The organism is Nitrosomonas sp. sh817, assembly GCF_030908545.1.
In the GTDB taxonomy this organism is placed as follows: domain Bacteria; phylum Pseudomonadota; class Gammaproteobacteria; order Burkholderiales; family Nitrosomonadaceae; genus Nitrosomonas.
On the sequence record NZ_CP133083.1, the window covers coordinates 2963552 to 2984105 of the forward strand.

The following is a 20554-nucleotide window of genomic DNA, read 5'->3' on the forward strand; positions in this document are numbered from 1 at the left end:
AATGTAATACCGCTCTATGCGAACATTGTTCACTTACATCATGGTTTTCCCCCGGCGCAGTATTTTTGTGCTGGCGGCACTATTGATTGCCGGCATCGCCGAAGGCTTGAGCTTGACCGCATTATTGCCTTTAATATCGATTGCCGTCGGTGATTCGGGCAGTAGCAGCGATTCCGGCATCGGCAAGTTTATGGAGAAAACACTCCAGGATATTGGAATTGAGCCGGCTCTGGATACGATTCTAATCATTATTGTCGGCGGTATGTTTTTTAAAGGACTGGTATTGCTGTTAGCGAACCGCCAGGTCGGATATACCGTGGCACATGTCGCCACCGCTTTGCGGCTTGACCTGATCGAGGCTTTACTCGCCAGCCGATGGCAATATTACTTACGCCAGCCCGTCGGTTCACTCGCCAACTCGGTAGCAACCGAGGCTTACCGGGCGGCCAACGGCTTCGAACACAGCGTCAATGTCTTGGCGCTCGCCATTCAAGTGCTGGTATACGCCGTCGTGGCATTATTCATTTCATGGGAAGCCACTCTGGCATCTTTAGTAATCGGCTTATTTCTATTGATTGTATTGAACCGGTTAGTCAGCGCAACCCGCCGCGCCGGTAACAAACAAACCCGATTATTACGTGATCTGCTGACTTATCTGTCCGATGTGCTGGGTTCGGTGAAATCGCTCAAAGCCATGGCAAGAGACAATGTTGCGGATGCCATATTGCACGAGCAGACCCAGCACCTGGAAAGAGCCACGCGCCGTGAAGTGATGAATAGAGCTGCTTTAACTGCGCTCCAGGAGCCGATTTTGGCTGCATTAACGGCCAGTGGCCTATACATTGCCTTGGTAGTGTGGGAATTGTCTTTACCGGAAGTGATGCTGATGGTTTTTTTACTGACGCGCATATTGGGACTGCTCAATAAAACACAACGCCGCCATCAACAGCTTGCGGCACAAGAAAGCGCATACTGGGCTTTGAGAAAAGCCGCCGAAGAAGCGCGTAAAGCAGCCGAAAGAACAACCGGCGTGATTCAGCCGACGCTATATCAGGGCATCTCCCTTCAACATGTCAAGTTCAATTATGGACAAAAAGTCATATTTCACGACTTAAACATCGAAATACCGGTCAATTCGTTTACCGCCGTCATGGGACCCTCGGGTACCGGAAAAAGCACACTGTTGGATTTGTTGTGCGGCTTGACCGAACCGCAATCCGGCGAGATCCGGATTGATAACGTTCCTTTGCACGATGTCAATTTGCGGCAATGGCGCCACATGATCGGCTATGTTTCACAAGATACCATTTTGCTGCACGATACCGTGATGAATAATATCCTCGTCGGAGAACCCTCCTTAACGGCTGCCGATGCGGAACGGGCGCTGCGTCAAGCTGGCGCATGGGATTTTGTCAGCATGTTGCCGGAAGGATTACAGACGATTGTCGGCGAGCGCGGCGGACTACTTTCCGGCGGGCAACGCCAACGCATCGCCATCGCACGCGCATTGGCGCACAGACCGTCATTCCTGATTCTGGACGAGCCTACCAGCGCATTGGATCCTGAGAGCGAACAAACGATTTGTGAAACATTGCAGAATCTGGCCAAGGATTTAACGATTATTGCAGTATCGCACCAACCGGCGGTTATTAACGCTGCCGACCGCGTCTTTATGCTGTCTGATGGTAAAGCGGAACCATTGTCACAAGCGCCAAGTCTGCAATAATATTCTACTGATTCCATATGCTTTGCGCAGGGGAAATAGCCTGTAGTGCAAAGCGGCATGAAAGCAACGATTCCAAAAGCGTTTTTCGAATGATGAAATTACATTTACTGATCCCGGATTTATTCTGGCCTGATAGGTTGCAGCCTGAAATTTATCAGAGCTTGCCCGCTCCCAATTTGTCGAGATTGCTCTCTAAAAGCCATCGCGTGGCTGAGCCGGCTGAAACTATGGAATCTTGGCTTTGCAAGCAATTCAATGTACCCGAGCAACAGCACAATTGGCCTATTGCGCCACTTATGTTGCATCGGGATGCCCCTGATTTGACCAAATCCAATAAAGATTTCTGGTTACGTGCCGATCCTGTTCACCTAAGGATTGAGCAAAATCATATTATGTTAGCCGATAGTCAAGCTTTTCAAATCTCGCAGCAAGAAGCTGAAGAAATAGCCGGTAGTATTAATCGTAGTGTTGCGGATCAGGATTTCTCAATCATGCCATTTCGTTCTGATCGCTGGTATGTGCGAATGACTAGCGCCCCCGATATGTATACATATACCCTTGATCAAGTAACGTGCAGAAATATCAATAGTTACTTACCTTCTGGTAGCGATAGCATCCGTTGGCACAAATTATTTAACGAAATTCAAATGTTGTTGCATGACCATCCGGTCAATCAAGCGCGAGAATCCCGGGGAGAATTGACCATCAATAGTGTTTGGTTCTGGGGTGGCGGACAAATGCCGCAGTCGATCAGATCCGCTTTTACACATATTCTTAGCAACCATGACTTACCGCGCGCACTCGCCTTAGCTGCTCAAATCAATAGTTCTGAGCTCCCCGGAAATATCCATGAATGGATACAAACACAGTCTGCCGGTACCCAATTGATAGTTCTGGATGCATTGCAATCCAAAGCGAAATATCGTAATGGCTACGATTGGCGGGAAACACTCAGAACACTTGAACAGCATTGGTTCTCACCTATCTACAGCGCATTGAAAGAGGGAAAAATTAGTCAATTAGCCATTACAGCATTAAATGAAACCGGTACTTTGAATTTTACTATTCAACCCGTTGATCTGTGGAAATTCTGGCGCCTAAACCGGCCGCTCACGGCACATAGCCAGAAACATTAGCGTGCATAATAATTTGGCAACACTGATGATCGAATTTCTTAATTACTTGATAAGTCAATGAGAATAGTTATTTTATAGAAGGAATTACAGTGCAAAAGACCAATCCAGCCACTAAGATTAAACCCTATCTTGCGATCTCGTTAGCGCTTATACCCGCAATCATTCTTGCAATAAATTCATTTTTCCCGGCGGAATTCGATTTGTCATTTCATGGATCGGCGGCATTATGGCTTCTCTTGTTAATGGCGATCCTGGTTACCATCGTTCAAATATCACGTGCAGAAAAAAACATCACAGATTATTCCAACCAACTCCAAATCAGTAAAGAAAGGCTCGGAAACGAAATAAAACATCGATTGTGGGCAGAAAAAACCGCTTCTGAAAATAAAATAAAATCGCAATTCATTGATGAAAATATCCCGGTAATGCTAGCTTATTTCAACACTGAGTTCCGTTGCCGCTATCACAACCGTATCTTCCGTCGATGGTTTGGTCTCACCGCCGATCAAATTGACGGTAAGCTATTAAAGGAATTTTCTGGCGAGGAATTTTCTTCCGCTATCATTAACCGTTCTAAAGAAATTCTGGCAGGAAAAACGATTCATAATGAGCGTATCCTTAAATCAACTAAAGGATTCCCATACATATTCACGGAACAATATCTCCCACACCTCGATAATAAGGGAAAAACGATCGGGTTTTATACGTTACATACACCGCGTGCCCAGGAAAAAAGCCGGGTATCTCCTAAGAGTAAAGCTGAAATCTCGAGTGATAAAGTGTCAATAAAACCTAGTGAATCCCCTGAAAAGGCCACAAAAGACAACACCAGTATTCAACAAATTGATACGCATGCAGCAAACTCAGGGATTTCGGCCGCGCGCATCGCGCAAGCAATCGAAGGTGGAGAGTTTAATCTTTATTGTCAGAAAATAGCTCCGATTAATTCCTCCGCCGCTTCGTCACACTATGAGATTTTGATACGAATGCACGAAGAAGAAAGTAACCTGATGCCAGCCGGCTCGTTCTTGCCTTTGGTCGATCAATTTAAAATGATGCCGAAGCTGGATCGATGGATAATAAATCACATTCTCCAGTGGCTTTCGGCACATCCAAATTCCGATTGGGTTTTTTATATCAATGTGGCAAAAGACACCTTGAGCGATAAGACTTTTCCCGACTTTATTCAAGATCGGATAAACAAAACAAAAACTTCGGCCACCAATATTTGTTTTGAAATCGAAGCTTCTGATGCTGAATCGGATGTAATCAATACCGTTAATTTTGCTCAGAAAGTCCGAAATATCGGCTGTCTGGTATCGCTATGCAGCGTCAACGATGATTCAGAAATATCCGAATTACTGAGTAAATTCAAGGTTGATTGTTTAAAAATTGATGGGGGTTTAATTTGCAATATTTTGCGCGACGACGATGACTTAGCCAGGGTGCGGGCTATCAATAGCTTCGCTCACACAACCAATATCAAAACAATCGCCGAATTGGTCGAATCCGACGAGATTATTGCAAAGCTTCAGGAGATAGGCGTTGATTATGGACAAGGATTCGGTATCGGTAAACCGCATCCATTCGCAGAACTTGATCAAGAAAAATGAAAAAGGGTGATATCCCCAAAAGAATAATCACCCCTTGTATCGTGACTGTAATTCGAAAAATATTTCCTTACAAGGCCTTAACCATACTTTCTACGACTTTCTTCGCGTCACCAAAAATCATCATTGTCTTGTCCATATAAAACAAATCATTATCTAGACCAGCATAGCCGACAGCCATACTTCTTTTAACAACCATGACTGTGCGAGCTTTATGCGCATCCAAAATAGGCATGCCATAAATAGGGCTTCCAGGCACATTCGCAGCCGGATTAACCACATCGTTGGCACCTAAAACCAGCACGACGTCAGTGTTAGAAAAATCGCTATTGATCTCTTCCATTTCCTGAACTTGCTCATACGGAATTTCGGCTTCAGCGAGCAGCACGTTCATATGGCCAGGCATACGGCCTGCAACCGGATGTATAGCAAAACGGACATTAACACCTTTCGCGTGTAATTTCTCGGCCAGTTCCTTGACGGCATGCTGCGCACGTGCAACTGCCAAGCCATAGCCGGGAACAATGATCACACTATCCGCATTGCCCATCAGGAACGCTGCATCATCGGCGCTACCGCTACGGTAAGTTTTCTGCACACCGCTATCAGCGGCAGCCGTGCCGCCATCGCTCCCGAATCCACCCAATATCACCGACAGGAACGGTCGATTCATTGCTTTACACATGATATAAGACAGAATTGCACCCGAACTGCCAACCAGCGATCCGGCAATGATCAGCATGGGATTACCCAGCGAGAAACCGATACCTGCCGCAGCCCAACCAGAATAAGAATTCAACATTGAAATTACCACCGGCATGTCGGCGCCGCCGATCGGGATGATAATCAGGAAGCCCAGTATGAATGCGATCGCTGTCATCGCGATAAAGGCCGTCCAGTTGGTGGTATCGCTAAAGAAAAACCACAAACCGAATCCGATCATCACCAGCGCTAAAACCAAATTGAGCGCATGTTGTCCGCCAAATACAATCGGTGTGCCGCTCATCCGCCCGGAAAGTTTCAGGAACGCAATCACAGAACCGGACCAGGTCATGGCACCGATAAATGTACCCAGAAATAACTCCAGCTTACTTCCGGCAGGCAGTACCTCCGGCAAACCGAACGAAACCGGATTATTTACCGCTGCAATCGCAATGAAAACTGCCGCCAAGCCCACCAGTGAATGCATGAATGCAACGAGTTCGGGCATTGCGGTCATTTGCACACGCTGCGCCACAATCGCACCAATAATGCCGCCGACTGCTATGCAAGCAAGGATCAATAACCAATTCTGGGTAAGCGTTAAGGTTGTGGCAACCGCAATCGCCATACCAACGATACCGAATAAGTTTCCACGGCGGGCAGATTCAGGTGAGCTTAAACCTTTTAGTGCCAGTATAAAAAACACCGAAGCCACTAAATATGCAAGTGCTACCATATTTGCTGACATTTATGCGCTTCCTTTTTTATCTTTTTTCTTGAACATTTCCAGCATTCGTTGACTCACCAGAAATCCACCAAATACATTAATCGCAGCCAGCGTCACCGCAGCAGCGCCTAACCAGACGCCCCAATCGGTTTCCGCCGGTCCCGCTGCCAACATCGCGCCGACAAGAATAATCCCTGAAATCGCGTTGGTCACGGACATTAGTGGGGTATGCAATGCTGGCGTAACGTTCCAAACCACATGATAACCAACAAAAACAGCCAGCACAAAAACCGTTAGATTGATAATAACTGGATCAACGTCACCAATCATATTGACTCCTTAATAATTCGTTTACTGATCGATCGCAATAAAACAAATACAGTTAATAAATTAACCAGCAACTGCTCCACCCGTACAAAGCATTGTTCCAGCAATGATTTCATCCTCACGGTCGATTTTGAGGGCGTCACTTTCCGGATCGAGCATTAAGTTAAGAAAATTCATCAGATTCCGTGCGTACAATGAACTTGCATCCGCTGCCACCAATCCGGGAAGATTCGCAATGCCGATCAAATGCACACCATGCTTAACAACCGTCTGGTTTAATTCAGACAATGGACAATTACCGCCTGCCTCAACCGCCATATCGACAATTACCGACCCTGGTTTCATGGCTTTTACAGTTTCTTCCTTAAGCAATACCGGAGCTGGTCGGCCCGGAATCAAAGCAGTTGTGATGATAACGTCTGCCGCAGCCGCTCGTTCATGAACCAGCTCGCCTTGGCGGCGTTTGTAATCCTCGGACATTTCCGTTGCATACCCGCCGGCGGTTTCGGCTTTTGCTTTTTCCTCATCGCTGAGCGGTACTTCTACAAACTTTGCACCCAAACTTTCAACCTGCTCCTTTACGGCAGGTCTTACATCGAAAGCTTCGACCACGGCGCCTAACCTTTTCGCAGTAGCAATCGCTTGCAAGCCTGCAACGCCTGCTCCCAAAATCAAAACCCGGGCGGCTTTTACGGTTCCTGCGGCAGTCATCAGCATCGGAAAGAATTTTTGGTATATGTTTGCCGCCATGATGACGGCTTTATAACCTGCAATGTTTGCTTGCGATGACAGCACATCCATACTCTGCGCGCGGGAAATACGCGGCAATTTCTCCATCGCAAACGCCGTCAATCCATACTGAGCCAAAGCCTCTACACCCTCTTTCTGGTGGGGCGCTAACAAACCTATCAAAACCGCATCTTTACGCATCATTGCCAATTCAGCAGCTTCCGGGCCTCTAACTTTAAGGACAATTTGCGATTGCGCGTATAATTCAGCAACATCCGTAACAATCGTCGCACCCGCTTCCTGATATGCCGAATCCGGTATGCTGGCACCCGCGCCAGCACCAGACTGTACCGATACCTTATGAACACCCTTGGCAGTAAATTTTTTCACGGTCTCCGGTGTCGCCGCTACGCGCGTTTCACCACCGCGAATTTCTGCTGGTATGCCTATTTGCATTGATCATCTCCCTATTCTTTCCAACCTGCTCGCAAAAAATAACTATATTGTGTTCATTTTTTAATGAATTGCGGATTATAAATCAATTTATGCGCAATGCATTAATTGGATCAGGAAAAACTTTGGTATGGCTTGATTTTGTGGCTATTTTCAATTCTATTAAGAAAATTCACCAAACTCATTCCGGAATTGCTGGATAATCCGGTCTAATAAGGACGGAATTTTAGTCAACAACAACTCTGCTTCATCCCAGTTATTATCCAGACCTGCTTTTTCGAGCGCTTCGCAGAGTTCTGCAAAACTCGATGCGCCGATGGTTCTTGCCGATGATTTGAGCTTATGCCCCAAACGTCCAAGGGTAGGTAAATCTCTTGCGGTCTGCGCCAACTTCATCTCTGACAACGTGCTATCGGCCACTTCAATAAATTTAAGCGCAAATTTTGAAACCAACGTGTCATTGTCATGAAACATCTGGCGCATTACCGCAATATCCACAGGCAACTGTTCATCCGGCATCGCCTCTTCCTTACCTGTCACTTGAATTTACACTCCGGTTTTTAAGCATCGGTCAATCCAGCGGCCTGTCAATTTTTCCTGCACCGTATTCTGGCGCAAACGTGTCGCCAATCCTGGAAAATCCACCTGATCCAATGGCTGATCTTGATTGAAACACGAAAAGACGTACGTAATTTTTCCGGTTTCGGGATCCTGGTGCGGCTGCAAACACTGCGCGCATACCTCTTTCATCATGCATTGCATTGGCGAATTGATTGAGCCGATCGCAAAGTGATCCGCCTTCAAATACGGCTTTAATTGATGATGGCGGGCAACTCCGACAGCGGCCATCATGCGATCCGAGCCAATTGCGATGATATGATCGGCATCGGCCAATGCCACCGGCTGCTCACCTAACTTTCCGCTGGCGTATGCTTCCATAGCTTGCACAATATTGCCTACATAGCTTTTATCTTGCGGGCGGGTAACGGTAAAACCCGGTGATTCGTCGCAGCACCATACTACGATATCCGCCGCCGCTTCAATTTCCGCGACTTTATATCGATCGATCAATTTTTTATAACCCGCGAAGTACAACACTTTCGACCCGACTGCGCGTGCCGCGGCACCGATAGAAAAAAGCACCGCATTACCAAGCCCGCCGCCAACCAACACCACAGTTCCATTCTCCGGAATTTCCGTCGGCGTCCCGGTAGGCCCCATGAGCACAACCGGCTCGCCCGGTTTCACCAATGCGCAGAGATTGGACGACCCTCCCATTTCCAATACAATGAGTGAAACCAAACCGCGCTCAACATCGACCGAAGCGCCGGTTAACGCAAGTCCTTCCATCGCCAATCGGGTGTCTTTGGCAACCGGCGCCAATGTTGAAAAATTCTGAAAGCGATAGAATTGCCCCGGCTGAAAATGCTCCGCCGCCATCGGCGCATGCACCACCACTTCGATAATATTCGGGGTCAGCCTTTCCACTTTATGAATCGTTGCGCGCAACCGGTTATTCAACTGTGAAAAGAATTGTTCCGCCGATTGACCGGATGCCGGTTTGACACGCTCCAGCACGCGATTGACGACCGGATAACCCTGTTTCGCACTCGACATCGCCTTCACGACATTTCCCGAATATGAAGGATGCAAATCACCGAAGAAACTGATAAAACGACCGTCCTGATTATCTCTGTACCGGCTCATCAATACAATCGGCACCTCAGGTTTGGGATTACCGTAAGCCGGTTTCGCCGGGTTGCCTTCTTCGTCGCACGCCGCAAAATAGCGGCCATCCAGTTTGAATAATTTTTCATCCTCCCGCGCCAGTACCGTGTTAGGTTGCGTGCCCGCGGCAACCAGCAATGCCCGTGCCGGTAGTTGCACTTTGCCGGCGTCATGCCATTGCCCGCTGTCGTCGCATTTCTGCACGGCAAACTGCACCGATTGCGCATGACCCCAGACATCGACATCCACCCGCACAGGCGTCATACCTTCAGCAAACCAGATACCTTCCTCCAAAGCTTTTTCCACTTCTTCGTGATTCAGCGTATAAGACGGGCTGTCAATCATACGTTTACGGTAAGCCAGGGTTGCGCCACCCCATGACTGCAATAATTGAACAATTCGCGCCGGGCGCTGTTCCTGTTCGGCCGCCTGCCGCTCTGCACGGATCGCGCGCGCATGCGCCAAGAACTCATCGGCGATTTCTTTTTCTTCCTCATCCCATAGCTCACGAATTGCCGCTTCGCCTTGCACCGCCGACAAAATTTCATAGCGCTGCAAGAATTTTTCAACCTGCACCGGGTAATAAGCCAATGCTTCGGTCGCGGTATCAATTGCCGTTAACCCCCCGCCAATCACGACAACCGGCAAGCGCAACTGCATGTTCGCAATCGAATCGCTCTGCGCGGCACCCGTTAACTGCAAAGCCATCAGAAAATCCGATGCTGCGCGAACGCCCCGGGCCAATCCGTTCGGTAAATCCAGCACGGTCGGCTTTCCAGCACCAGCCGCTAAAGCAACGTGATCAAAACCCATGGCAAAAGCATCATCGGTTGTCAAAGTGCCGCCAAAACGGACGCCGCCGAACAAAGCGAATTCTTCTCTACGCTCAAGCAGCAAGCGGATCAATTTCAAGAAATTCTTGTTCCAGCGCACCGTGATGCCATATTCAGCCACGCCTCCGAAACCGCCCGCTATGCGCTGATCCAGATCCTCTTCAAGCGTGCTGGCATGTTGAATCGCTTTAAACGGTACCCTTTGGCCCTGTTGATCCACGCCGGAGATGTCCGCCGGCAATGGCTCAATTTTAAGACCGTCAATTCCAACCACGGTATGCCCCTCGTTCATCAAGTGGTGCGCCAGCGTATATCCGGCCGGTCCCATGCCCACAACCAGTACTTTACGGCCGGAGGCAGGCTTCGGTACGGGCCGGCGCAAATTCAAAGGATTCCATCGTGTTAGCAAGCTGTAAATTTCAAAACCCCAGGGCAACGCCAGCACATCTTTGAGCGTCCGTGTTTCCGCTTGCGGAATATCCACAGGTTCCTGCTTCTGATAAATGCAGGATTTCATGCAATCGTTACAGATTCGATGACCGGTGCCTGCACACATCGGATTGTCCAGCACAATCATCGCCAAACTGCCGATCGCCACACCTTGTGTCTTCAGTTTATGAAACTCCGAAATGCGTTCTTCCAGGGGACACCCGGCGAGTAAAGCGCCCAGTTCGCTGCGTTTGAAAGCAACGGGTTCATCCGGCGATTTAGGTTTTTGTTTGAAGCCTTTCGAACAGGAATCCTTGCCTTGTTCATGACACCAGATGCAATAGTTGGCTTCATCCAGCGCCCCCATCAAATCCGTTCCCGCATCGGTCAATGCAAAGCCATTACGTTCGCGCACATGGCTTAAACGATGCACCGGGTAACCCGCGGAATCATCCGTCTCCAACGATAGCAGATGCTGGAAATCCAGCTTCGCGGGTGACTTGAATAAAATACCTTGCCGCGTATGCTGTTGCCCTTCAGGCGTTCTCAATGCCCAAGCGGCATAGTGCAATGCCTTATTCAAACGCGATTCATTGTCAGCTTCCGCATCCATCCATTGTGCGACTTTGGTTGCAAAAACCAGCTCTGAGAAGGGCTCACCGAATTCCGCCGCCAATTCTTTTTCCAAAGCGATGCCATCAATGGTTGTCAATTCATCATCGCTGACTTTTCCTTTGGCGCGGCGCTGCACAAACTGCCGTTTACAGAAATACAGCGGAGCAAGCTCGTGATGTTTTGCGGCGAGCTGCTGAACGTCATTTTCGATATTGAACAGCCGGGCAATAAAATCTTCCAGCCAAGGTGCGATGTCGATCAATAAAGCCGATTCGTCTTTCGGCAATAATTCATCGGGGCGCTCGCGCGCAGATTCAAACCGCTGGCACAGCGCTTCGTCACCGGTACGCAAAAAATCCAGAAAAATTTGATCCAATTTTGCCAGGCCGTTACGCCGATACAAATCGGAAATCGCAAAACCAAAGTTAAAATTCAAAGAAGCTGTTGTTCCCTGTTGTGTGTGCAACGTCGCATCCATGTTTGTCATTAATCCAATTTTTAATCGTTATTATTCTATCCTTACCTGAAAAATCGATCGATCATAGGCATTGCAAACAAATACCTCGTACCGTCCCTGATTTTTCATTCAATATCGCTATTACCATTTGTTCTCATTGTTATTATCAATAATTTAACCTTTAAACCTTCCCAAAGGAAACACTGGCAATTACCTGCCGCATCGTACGAGAAATCGCAGCGCAATTGAAACACGCAGTTCCGTTAATCGGCGCTTCCCGATATCAACCATTTCAAAAGAACATCGACCAGCAAATCGGGATCGATCGGCTTAGCTAAGAAATCGTTCATCCCGGCAACATGGCATAATTCTTTATGATGCTCATCGGCATTCGCTGTCATCGCAATAATAATCAGACCGGACCATTGCGGATTGGCACGAATCAGACGTGTGGCCTCCAAGCCATCCAGAACCGGCATTTGAATATCCATCAACACGCAATCAAATGCTTCCGCTTCCAATATATCTAGCGCTTCTTGGCCATGATTCGCTATCACAACCACCGCGCCGTTATATTCCAGAAGCCATTTTGCAACTTGCTGATTTAGTTCATTATCCTCTACAACCAGGATATTAAAGCCTTTTAACCTCTGCTGCATATTCTCCGGTCAATTCCTGTAACTCGTATAATTCCAGTAAACATTCTGCTAAAAAATGCTCCTGCCCGGCATAACAATGAGATCTTAATTACCAGAAACTGAAATCATACCGGCTGCAACGGTATTATTACTGCTTTCATCAATAATAATAAAACTGCCCGTTGCGTGGTTTCGCGCGTAATCATCGCAAACCAGCGGCAGTTGCACTTTTATCCCGACATGCGCGATGTCGTTCATTTTCAGTGAGCTCACCGTCTCACGATCCATGGTATTGACATCAACGCGATAATCAATTCTGCTGATCACCGTTTTTACAATGCGTGTCGTCTGTTTGATCAGATACTTGCGCGCGGTATCCAGCGGCTGTTCGGAAAGCCAGCAGAGCATGGCATTGAATTCTTTGGTAACTTGAGGTGCGTCACTGGATTTGACCAACAAATCACCGCGTGAAATATCCAAATGATCTTCGATAGTCAGCGTAATTGACTGAGGCGCGAATGCTTCATCAACAGGACCTTCATATTTGAGAATCTCTTTAATGCGGGATGTCAAACCCGACGGCAATACGGTGACTGAGTCGCCGGTACGGATCGAACCCGATTCAATGCGCCCCATGTAGCCGCGAAAATCATGCAATTCCTTGGTTTGCGGCCGGCATACCCACTGAACCGGAAACCGGAAATCATCACGATTGATGTCATCCTCGATCGATACGGTTTCCAGCAAATCCATGAGTGTCGTGCCTTGATACCAATCGAGATGATCGCCACGTTCAACCACCATATCGCCGTTGAGCGCCGACATCGGAATGTAATTAATATTCCGTAAATTGAGATTCACCGCAAAAGCCGAAAAATCCTCGCATATTTTTTCAAAAACCGCTTGCGAATAATCGACCAAATCCATTTTATTGACGGCGACCACCAAATGCGGAATACCCACTAAGCTTGCCAGGTATGCGTGGCGACGTGATTGCGTCAGCACACCCTTACGGGCGTCGATCAGAATGACCGCCAGATTGGCGGTGGATGCTCCCGTTACCATGTTACGCGTGTACTGCTCATGGCCCGGCGTATCCGCAATGATAAATTTCCGTTTCGGTGTCGCAAAATAACGATAAGCCACGTCAATCGTAATCCCTTGCTCGCGCTCGGCTTGCAAGCCATCGGTCAACAGGGATAAATCAACACCTTGCAAACCGCGTTTACGCGTGGTATTGGTAATGGATGTCAATTGGTCTTCAAAAATAGATTTTGAGTCGTGCAGCAGACGGCCGATCAGGGTGCTTTTGCCATCATCAACACTACCGGCCGTGATGAAGCGTAGTAATTCGGTTTGATCAAGCGATATTTTTTCAATGATCGACATTTAGGTTTCCTTCGGAAAATCGTAGCGCGTAATATTAAATTTCAAACAAGCCGTTCGATTTGTTAAGTATTAAAGTATTGAATTGATTGGCCGCAGGCCGGTCATCGGTTTCCGTTACTGCAACAATACTAGAAATATCCTTCTTTTTTGCGCAATTCCATCGACGCTTCCGATGTTTGATCGTCCATCCGCGTAGCACCGCGCTCAGTAATCCGGGTCATTGCGGTCTCGGCGATAATCTCGTCCACGGTAGCCGCTTCCGATTCCACCGGACAAGTACAGCTCATATCGCCCACGGTACGGAACCGCACCATGATTTTTTCCGCTTGCTCGCCTGCCTGAGGTTGCACCAAATGGGATACGGGGAGTATCCCGGCATCGCGCCGGATGACATCGCGTTTATGCGCAAAATAAATACTCGGGACTTCCAGTTTTTCACGCGCAATATATTCCCAAACATCCAATTCCGTCCAATTACTGATGGGAAAAACCCGGATATTTTCGCTCGGATGCGTGCGGGTGTTATAAATGTCCCATAATTCCGGGCGCTGATTTTTTGGATCCCACTGCCCAAACTCATCCCGGAAAGAAAAAATCCGCTCTTTCGCGCGCGCTTTTTCTTCATCCCGGCGCGCGCCGCCGATGCACGCATCAAATTTGAATTCGGCAATGGCATCCAGCAGCGTGACCGACTGAAACGCATTCCGGCTCTGTGTTTCCGAACGCAATACCACACGACCCTTCTTGATCGAATCTTCCATACTGCGTACGATCAAGCGTTCACCCAATTGCTTCGCGCGATAATCGCGAAACTCGATAACCTCGGGAAAATTGTGCTCGGTATCGATATGCATGAGCGGAAAAGGAAAGCGGCCGGGGCGAAACGCTTTTTCTGCCAGTCTTAACAACACGATCGAATCCTTACCGCCGGAAAACAGCAGTACCGGATTGGCACACTCTGCCGCCACTTCACGCATGATATGAATCGCTTCGCTTTCCAACGCGTCAAGATGGGTAAATGTGTGATGACTCATTATTTTTTCTCTCAACTGATAAAAATGGATCATTTCTGATTAGATTGCAGCAAAGATTTACCACAATCCAATCCGATTATTTTAATGGAATGACTTTCCCGGTATGCAGTCCGCACTCCTTGGTTTCCGGCGCTTCCCACCACCACCGTCCGGAACGGATATCTTCACCAGGCGTGACTGAGCGTGTACACGGCGCACAACCGATACTGGGATAGAACTTATCATGCAGCGCGTTATACGGTACTTCAAAGTGTTTGAGATATTGCCAGACCTCCGCATTGGACCATTCCAGCAACGGGTTTACCTTTTGCATGCGGTTATCCATATCATAAGCCGAAACCTTCAAACCGATCCGGGTAGCCGCTTGCTCACGGCGAATTCCTGTTACCCAGGCGCGCTTACCTTGCAAGGCGCGTCGCAATGGCTCGACTTTACGCATATGACAGCATGCTTTGCGCAATTCGATACTTTCATAAAAGCCGTTAACGCCATGCTCCGCAACATAGGATTCAACTTGTTTGACATTCGGAAAAAAAATACGTAGCGGCTTTTTGTATTTATTTCTCACAGTTTGCATCAAGTCGTAGGTTTCTTGCGGCAAACGGCCGGTATCCAGACTGAACATTTCGATATCCAGTTGAAAACGTTCAATGATATCGGTTAACACCATGTCTTCCGCGCCCAAACTATTGGCAAACGTAACGGGGGCAAAATCAGTGATGGTTTCAGTCAAAACTGCCACAACCTGATCAATTTTTTCCTGTAATTCAGTCATTCACTTTGTCCGCAGCCGGATTACCCTGACGATTCACACGCCGGAACAATGGCAATTTCTGATCGATAGCCGTTTGATAAACCTCGGAAAAATCACTCAACCCTTTCAATGCCTCTTCAATGCTTCGATCCGGGCGTGTTGCAAAAGCATCAAAACCGACACGCCGCATGTAAAACAACTGATCGCGCAATACATCACCGATGGCGCGTAATTCTCCGCTATAACCCAGACGGGCGCGCAAGTTGTAAGCAGTCGAATAACCGCGCCCATCGGAAAATTTAGGGAAATCGACTGCAATTACCGAGAATTTTTGAATGTCGTCCTTCAATTCCTCGGGGCGTTCGTCACTGGCCAACCATACCCCGATTTCCGGGCGTTGTTGCAATGTTTCGCGCTGCGCTTGCCAGACTTTCAAAGGAACGATGATCTTTCCCGGTGCAACGGCAACATCCTCGGGCGTTTGATCCGCTTCCAGCCGCAATACGGCCCAATCATCCGTCACGATGGTTTTATTTTTAATGATCGCGCCCATTAGAACCTCGGTGAATAGTAGGGAATGTCATATTGCGCGGGTACCACGGCATGCGGATCCGTCACTTCTTCCTGCGCGACAAATTCCGATGCATACACATGGTCTTTGAAAGGCGCATGGCCGATGCGGCGCACCGTGTCAATAAAGCGCTCCCCGTCGACGCGCTCGCGCTGATACACTTGGATCAAGCGTTCAATCACTTCCGGAACTTGATAAAAGGTAAATGACGGACCGAGAATCTTACCAATGGAACTGTCGTTGCCCTCCGATCCGCCGATCGATACTTGATACCATTCGTCGTGATCTTTCTTTTCCACGCCGGTTATCCCGATATTGCCGATATGGTGCTGCCCGCAAGCATTGACACAACCGGAAATATTGATTGAAATTTCACCGATGTCATACAAATAATCCAGATCTTCGAAGCGCTCGGCAATCAACTTCGTCAACGGAATTGAACGGGCATTGGCCAGCGTGCAGAACTCCGCGCCCGGACAACTGATCATGTCGGTCAACATACCGATATTCGGTGTCGTCAATTCGTAGCGGGTCGCTTCTTGCCACAGGCTGATCAAATCCTTTTGCCGGACATCCGCCAGAACTAAATTTTGTTTATGCGTAATACGCAATTCGCCGAAGCTGTAACGGTTCGCCAAATCGGCAACCGCGTCCATCTGTTCTGCGGTGGCATCTCCCGGCGCATTGCCCGGCTTCTTCAACGACAAAACCACAATGGCGTAACCGGGAACCCGGTGCGGCATGACATTTTTCGCCAGCCAATGCGAGAAAGACCGGCTGTCCGCTTTAAATTCGTTCAATCTCGAATCGTGGTCAGGTAATGTCTCATACGCCGGATCGACAAAGAACGACGCGACACGATTGACCTCTTCGATCGTCAAAGTGCCCGGACCGTCTTGGATATCGGCCCAATCGGCCTCAACCTGGCGTTTGAATTCATCAATCCCTAACGCTTTTACCAGAATTTTGATACGCGCTTTATATTTGTTGTCCCGGCGGCCATATTGGTTATATATCCGCAAAATCGATTCGACGTAGGTCAATACATGTTGCCACGGCAAGAAGTCCCGGATTTCACTACCGATAATCGGGGTACGGCCCAATCCGCCACCGACCAGTACGCGGAATCCAATTTCGCCTTGCGCATTTTTGGTCACGGCCAAACCGATGTCGTGCGCGTATATCGCAGCGCGGTCATCTTTGGCGCCGCTGATGGCTATTTTAAATTTGCGCGGCAAATAGGCAAATTCCGGATTGAACGTACTCCACTGACGCAGAATCTCGGCATAGGGCCGTGGATCGATGATCTCATCGGGCGCCACGCCGGCAAATTCATCCGAGGTAATATTACGCACACAATTTCCTGAAGTTTGTATCCCGTGCATTTCCACCGATGCCAGATCCGCCAGAATATCCGGCGTGTCTTCCAGTTTCAACCAATTGAACTGAATATTCTGGCGCGTCGTAAAATGGCCGTAGCCACGGTCGTATTTGCGCGCAATATGCGCGAACATGCGCATTTGCTTCGAAGAGATCAAGCCATACGGTACCGCGATGCGCAGCATATAGCCGTGAATTTGCATATACAGCCCATTCTGCAAACGCAAAGGAATAAACTCCTCCTCCTTTAATTCACCGGAAAGGCGGCGGCGTACCTGATCACGGTATTGATTAACCCGTTCATTAACGATTGTTTGATCATATTCATCATAACGATACATAGTTGTTTTCCTTACTAAGGATTCAAAAAGTTAGGACTAAGGGTTAACTGCTCTCGTTACTATAGGTTTTGGACGCCGGTAGTTTTAGCGCGGCATCCAGCGGAAATTTGGCGCCGTATTTCATGATATGGTCGACATCATCATCTTCATCATGCCTTAATGCCATCCCGATGTAGGCATGCTCGCCGGATTGACCGACTACAATGCCGATCCGCCCGCCACAACCATTAAACCAGGTTACCTGTTTAGGCTTATTCTCAATATTTGTGCTCATCTCAATCCTTGTTTGTTAACTGATTGCAGTATTATTCTTTTTATTCGATTGTAATGAACAATCGAGGGAAAATTCATCAAATTGCTTCCGCGCCACAACATTGCGCGGATGAAATCCGGCATTTTACCAAAAAAATGAACCCCCAATGCGATGGATCTCTCATCGGAACGGGCCGCGCCGCTTTCAAAACAAACCGCTTCAAGCTTATCCGGAAAGCAACTACAGAAAATTTACAATCAGTTATATTCTTATTGTCTTTTTAATCGGGCAGCATCATAACAATTCATTTTTATAATTCAAAATAATATTATATTAGACAGATATAATTTTTTATTATTACTGAGTACCATCGATCATGAAATTACAGCAACTCCGTTACTTGTGCGAAACGGCCAATCACAATATGAACCTTTCCCGGGCCGCCAAGAATCTGCATACCTCGCAACCCGCCATCAGTAAGCAAATTCAGTTGCTGGAAGAAGAGCTCGGCGTCGAAATTTTTCTGCGCAACGGCAAGCGCATCGTCCGCATCACCCCGCCCGGCGAACAAATCATTAAAATCGCAACGCGAATGCTTCGTGACGCGGACAACTTGAAACGGATCGCCCAGGAATTCACCGACGAAGCCGGCGGCACTTTAACCATCGCTACGACCCATACCCAAGCACGCTATGCGCTGCCGCCCGTGATAAAACGCTTCACTGCGCGCTATCCCAAGGTCAAATTGATTCTACGGCAAGGCAATCCGATGCAAATTTCATCATTGGTATCATCCGGAGAAGCGGATATTGCGATTGCGACCGAAGCGATCGAGCATTTTCAAGAGCTCGTCATGCTGCCTTGCTACGAATGGAACCGCTGCGTCGTGGCGCCGCCGAAACATCCGCTGCTGAAACTGAAAAAACTCACGTTGGAAGCAATCAATCAATATCCGATTATCACTTACGATTTTGCCTTTACCGGACGTTCAAAAATCAACCAAGCATTTGCCAACAAGGGATTGGAACCCAACGTCGTACTCACCGCCATCGACTCCGATGTCATCAAGACTTACGTGGAATTAGGGTTAGGAATCGGGATTCTGGCCAACATGGCTTTCGATGCCAAACGGGACAAAAATCTCAAGTCGATCGACGCCAGCCACCTGTTTGAACCGAGCACGACGCGCATCGGCATCAGCCGCAACAGCTATATCCGCGGTTATGTTTTCGATTTTATCGAAATGTTCGCACCGCATCTCGATCATGCCACGATCCAGGCAAAACTCAAAAACCCTCAACCCGGAAATTAAGGAAACGCTGATTAATTCGGCGAACGAGAGGAAGCACGAGGCGCACGGAACGCAGCAACCTAGACATATCAATAAGATAGGCGAGGATGCGAGTACCGCGCAACGAAGTGATTCACTCGTGCAGTCAATTAATCAGCGTTTCCTTAACGAGGCAGCACGTAATGCCGGTATTCACAATTGCCAACATGAATATCGCGCAACTGCGCGTCCTCAATACCGCCCTCGAAATGGGCGATAAAAACCCGCATGGTCTCTTCATGTGCAACCACCAGCAGCGTTTCATCTCGCTGAACGCACAGCCAGTCGATAAAACGCAACACCCGCAGCTTGTGATCCAGCAACGATTCACCGCCATTTATCCGAGCGCGTAGCGGATCATGATCAATTGCCGCAAAGTAATCCGCCACTGGCTGACTTTCAAAACCCGAACGAATGTCGGCCAAATCGTCATGCACCTCAATCGGAACGGCGTGATAGCGATTTACGATCTCCGCCGTTTGCCGGGTACGCGGCAACGGAGAAACCAAAATACGGCTCAAAGCTACATCTCGTAATCGCAGCGCCGCGGTTTCCGCCTGCACAATCCCCGTTTCGGTCAAATACACATTACGAGCCGGATCGTCGTTACATAATCCCAGATCATTATAATTCGTACGCCCGTGGCGCATGCAGTAAAAATCCATGGTATCCCCCTTAATTAGTATTTTCTGATCCAGAACCCTGAGATCTGAGATAGCGCCTGGTTCCTTAGCACAACAGTATTCAAACGTTATTTCATTGAATAAGCATTATTATTTTTCGATATTCCCAGTGCGCATTGACACACCCACCTATCGACCGTATATTTCACAGCACTATTAAGAATACGATTAATCATGATTACAGCCAACGATTTAAAAACCAAAGGGATCGCCTGCGTGGAAGAAAGTCTGGCGGATAAAACGGAAGACGTCATCACCGTGCGCGGCAAAGAGTGTTACGTCGTAATGAAAATCGAGCAATACCATTATTTGCGGGAAATGGAACTGGAAGCCGCTCTGCACGAAGCGCGACGCGACATGGCAAGCGGCCAATTCAGCAAGGACACAGTCGATCAGCACGTTGAAGATACTTTCGCCAAATGAGCTACACGCTCATTTTTACCGACAGCTACAAAAAACGCGCCCGCCGCTTCGCGCAAAAACACCCGGAACTTAAAGAACCCTACCGCAAAGTGCTGGAGTTGCTCAGCTACAACCCTTTTCACCCTTCGCTGAGAATCCATGCGCTTTCAGGCAAATTGACCGGATTGCATTCGGTATCGATCAATCTCAGTTACCGCATCACGTTGGAAATCATGATTACTGAAAAAGAAATCATTCTGGTGAATGCCGGCAGTCATGAGGAGATACTAAAATAGGATAGGAACTC

At 48.1% G+C, this 20554-nt stretch carries 19 protein-coding genes; 6 read left to right on the forward strand and 13 right to left on the reverse strand.

Going from position 1 to position 20554, the window contains the following annotated elements; all coding sequences use genetic code 11:
* Positions 1 to 16 precede the first annotated feature (16 nt).
* The 3 genes from RBH92_RS14050 to RBH92_RS14060 all read left to right on the forward strand — a co-directional run bounded on the left by RBH92_RS14050 (position 17) and on the right by RBH92_RS14060 (position 4475).
* Entirely contained in the window at positions 17 to 1726 is a 1710-nt protein-coding gene (locus tag RBH92_RS14050) for an ABC transporter ATP-binding protein (protein WP_307932620.1), read from the forward strand.
* A gap of 227 nt (positions 1727 to 1953) precedes the next feature.
* The gene (locus RBH92_RS14055; RefSeq protein WP_307932621.1) at positions 1954 to 2862 is read left to right on the forward strand and encodes a phosphoglycerate mutase; all 909 of its coding nucleotides are present in this window, start codon (positions 1954 to 1956) and stop codon (positions 2860 to 2862) included.
* An 89-nt stretch (positions 2863 to 2951) separates the two neighbouring features.
* Positions 2952 to 4475, forward strand: coding sequence for an EAL domain-containing protein (locus RBH92_RS14060; protein ID WP_307932622.1), 1524 nt, complete (start codon positions 2952 to 2954; stop codon positions 4473 to 4475).
* 67 nt (positions 4476 to 4542) lie between these two features.
* On the opposite strand, the gene RBH92_RS14065 is transcribed toward RBH92_RS14060, so the two are convergent.
* The 12 genes from RBH92_RS14065 to RBH92_RS14120 form a co-directional block, all read right to left on the reverse strand.
* Positions 4543 to 5922: an NAD(P)(+) transhydrogenase (Re/Si-specific) subunit beta gene (locus RBH92_RS14065; RefSeq protein ID WP_307932623.1), complete on the reverse strand. Its 1380-nt coding sequence runs from the start codon at positions 5920 to 5922 to the stop codon at positions 4543 to 4545.
* Positions 5923 to 6231, reverse strand: coding sequence for an NAD(P) transhydrogenase subunit alpha part 2 (locus RBH92_RS14070; protein WP_307932624.1), 309 nt, complete (start codon positions 6229 to 6231; stop codon positions 5923 to 5925). It lies immediately after the preceding gene.
* A gap of 60 nt (positions 6232 to 6291) precedes the next feature.
* Entirely contained in the window at positions 6292 to 7413 is a 1122-nt protein-coding gene (locus RBH92_RS14075; RefSeq protein ID WP_307932625.1) for a Re/Si-specific NAD(P)(+) transhydrogenase subunit alpha, read from the reverse strand.
* Between the two features lie 159 nt (positions 7414 to 7572).
* Positions 7573 to 7950: an Hpt domain-containing protein gene (locus RBH92_RS14080; protein ID WP_307932626.1), complete on the reverse strand. Its 378-nt coding sequence runs from the start codon at positions 7948 to 7950 to the stop codon at positions 7573 to 7575.
* A gap of 6 nt (positions 7951 to 7956) precedes the next feature.
* Positions 7957 to 11493 carry an FAD-dependent oxidoreductase gene (locus tag RBH92_RS14085; protein WP_307932627.1) on the reverse strand — a complete coding sequence of 1179 codons (3537 nt, stop codon included), beginning with the start codon at positions 11491 to 11493 and terminating at the stop codon, positions 7957 to 7959.
* A gap of 242 nt (positions 11494 to 11735) precedes the next feature.
* Positions 11736 to 12131 (reverse strand): response regulator, encoded by a 396-nt coding sequence (locus RBH92_RS14090; protein ID WP_307932628.1) that lies wholly within the window; start codon positions 12129 to 12131, stop codon positions 11736 to 11738.
* 84 nt (positions 12132 to 12215) lie between these two features.
* Entirely contained in the window at positions 12216 to 13499 is a 1284-nt protein-coding gene (gene cysN / locus RBH92_RS14095; protein WP_307932629.1) for a sulfate adenylyltransferase subunit CysN, read from the reverse strand.
* 128 nt (positions 13500 to 13627) lie between these two features.
* Positions 13628 to 14533, reverse strand: coding sequence for a sulfate adenylyltransferase subunit CysD (cysD, locus tag RBH92_RS14100; RefSeq protein ID WP_307932630.1), 906 nt, complete (start codon positions 14531 to 14533; stop codon positions 13628 to 13630).
* Between the two features lie 76 nt (positions 14534 to 14609).
* Positions 14610 to 15308, reverse strand: a complete 699-nt coding sequence (locus tag RBH92_RS14105) for a phosphoadenylyl-sulfate reductase (protein ID WP_292922390.1) — start codon at positions 15306 to 15308, stop codon at positions 14610 to 14612.
* Complete coding sequence (locus RBH92_RS14110; RefSeq protein WP_307932631.1) at positions 15301 to 15840, reverse strand: DUF934 domain-containing protein; 540 nt, start codon at positions 15838 to 15840, stop codon at positions 15301 to 15303. The genes RBH92_RS14105 and RBH92_RS14110 overlap by 8 nt, the downstream gene beginning before the upstream one ends.
* On the reverse strand, positions 15840 to 17579 hold the full coding sequence (locus RBH92_RS14115; RefSeq protein ID WP_307932632.1) for a nitrite/sulfite reductase: 1740 nt from the start codon (positions 17577 to 17579) through the stop codon (positions 15840 to 15842). The genes RBH92_RS14110 and RBH92_RS14115 overlap by 1 nt, the downstream gene beginning before the upstream one ends.
* A gap of 43 nt (positions 17580 to 17622) precedes the next feature.
* Positions 17623 to 17853: a hypothetical protein gene (locus RBH92_RS14120; protein ID WP_292922386.1), complete on the reverse strand. Its 231-nt coding sequence runs from the start codon at positions 17851 to 17853 to the stop codon at positions 17623 to 17625.
* A 355-nt stretch (positions 17854 to 18208) separates the two neighbouring features.
* Between RBH92_RS14120 and cysB the strand changes: the two genes are divergently transcribed.
* Positions 18209 to 19144, forward strand: coding sequence for an HTH-type transcriptional regulator CysB (cysB, locus tag RBH92_RS14125; RefSeq protein ID WP_307932633.1), 936 nt, complete (start codon positions 18209 to 18211; stop codon positions 19142 to 19144).
* Positions 19145 to 19287: 143 nt separating this feature from the next.
* Here cysB and RBH92_RS14130 read toward each other — a convergent pair whose 3' ends face one another.
* Positions 19288 to 19827 (reverse strand): histidine phosphatase family protein, encoded by a 540-nt coding sequence (locus RBH92_RS14130; RefSeq protein ID WP_307932634.1) that lies wholly within the window; start codon positions 19825 to 19827, stop codon positions 19288 to 19290.
* Between the two features lie 192 nt (positions 19828 to 20019).
* On the opposite strand from RBH92_RS14130, the gene RBH92_RS14135 reads away from it, so the two are divergent.
* Together RBH92_RS14135 and RBH92_RS14140 are read left to right on the forward strand one after the other, a co-directional pair.
* On the forward strand, positions 20020 to 20268 hold the full coding sequence (locus RBH92_RS14135) for a type II toxin-antitoxin system Phd/YefM family antitoxin (protein WP_307932635.1): 249 nt from the start codon (positions 20020 to 20022) through the stop codon (positions 20266 to 20268).
* Positions 20265 to 20543 (forward strand): type II toxin-antitoxin system RelE/ParE family toxin, encoded by a 279-nt coding sequence (locus tag RBH92_RS14140; protein WP_307932636.1) that lies wholly within the window; start codon positions 20265 to 20267, stop codon positions 20541 to 20543. The genes RBH92_RS14135 and RBH92_RS14140 overlap by 4 nt, the downstream gene beginning before the upstream one ends.
* Positions 20544 to 20554: the final 11 nt, after the last annotated feature.

Bases quoted from the DNA above. Each gene is read 5' to 3' on its own strand.
- RBH92_RS14110 (WP_307932631.1), bottom strand. From the start codon at position 15,840: ATGGGCGCGATCATTAAAAATAAAACCATCGTGACGGATGATTGGGCC.
- RBH92_RS14070 (WP_307932624.1), bottom strand. From the start codon at position 6,231: ATGATTGGTGACGTTGATCCAGTTATTATCAATCTAACGGTTTTTGTG.
- RBH92_RS14130 (WP_307932634.1), bottom strand. From the start codon at position 19,827: ATGGATTTTTACTGCATGCGCCACGGGCGTACGAATTATAATGATCTG.
- cysD (WP_307932630.1), bottom strand. From the start codon at position 14,533: ATGAGTCATCACACATTTACCCATCTTGACGCGTTGGAAAGCGAAGCG.
- RBH92_RS14090 (WP_307932628.1), bottom strand. From the start codon at position 12,131: ATGCAGCAGAGGTTAAAAGGCTTTAATATCCTGGTTGTAGAGGATAAT.
- RBH92_RS14065 (WP_307932623.1), bottom strand. From the start codon at position 5,922: ATGTCAGCAAATATGGTAGCACTTGCATATTTAGTGGCTTCGGTGTTT.
- RBH92_RS14115 (WP_307932632.1), bottom strand. From the start codon at position 17,579: ATGTATCGTTATGATGAATATGATCAAACAATCGTTAATGAACGGGTT.
- RBH92_RS14120 (WP_292922386.1), bottom strand. From the start codon at position 17,853: ATGAGCACAAATATTGAGAATAAGCCTAAACAGGTAACCTGGTTTAAT.
- RBH92_RS14135 (WP_307932635.1), top strand. From the start codon at position 20,020: ATGATTACAGCCAACGATTTAAAAACCAAAGGGATCGCCTGCGTGGAA.
- RBH92_RS14050 (WP_307932620.1), top strand. From the start codon at position 17: ATGCGAACATTGTTCACTTACATCATGGTTTTCCCCCGGCGCAGTATT.
- RBH92_RS14105 (WP_292922390.1), bottom strand. From the start codon at position 15,308: ATGACTGAATTACAGGAAAAAATTGATCAGGTTGTGGCAGTTTTGACT.
- RBH92_RS14085 (WP_307932627.1), bottom strand. From the start codon at position 11,493: ATGGATGCGACGTTGCACACACAACAGGGAACAACAGCTTCTTTGAAT.
- cysN (WP_307932629.1), bottom strand. From the start codon at position 13,499: ATGTCGATCATTGAAAAAATATCGCTTGATCAAACCGAATTACTACGC.
- RBH92_RS14055 (WP_307932621.1), top strand. From the start codon at position 1,954: ATGGAATCTTGGCTTTGCAAGCAATTCAATGTACCCGAGCAACAGCAC.
- cysB (WP_307932633.1), top strand. From the start codon at position 18,209: ATGAAATTACAGCAACTCCGTTACTTGTGCGAAACGGCCAATCACAAT.
- RBH92_RS14140 (WP_307932636.1), top strand. From the start codon at position 20,265: ATGAGCTACACGCTCATTTTTACCGACAGCTACAAAAAACGCGCCCGC.
- RBH92_RS14075 (WP_307932625.1), bottom strand. From the start codon at position 7,413: ATGCAAATAGGCATACCAGCAGAAATTCGCGGTGGTGAAACGCGCGTA.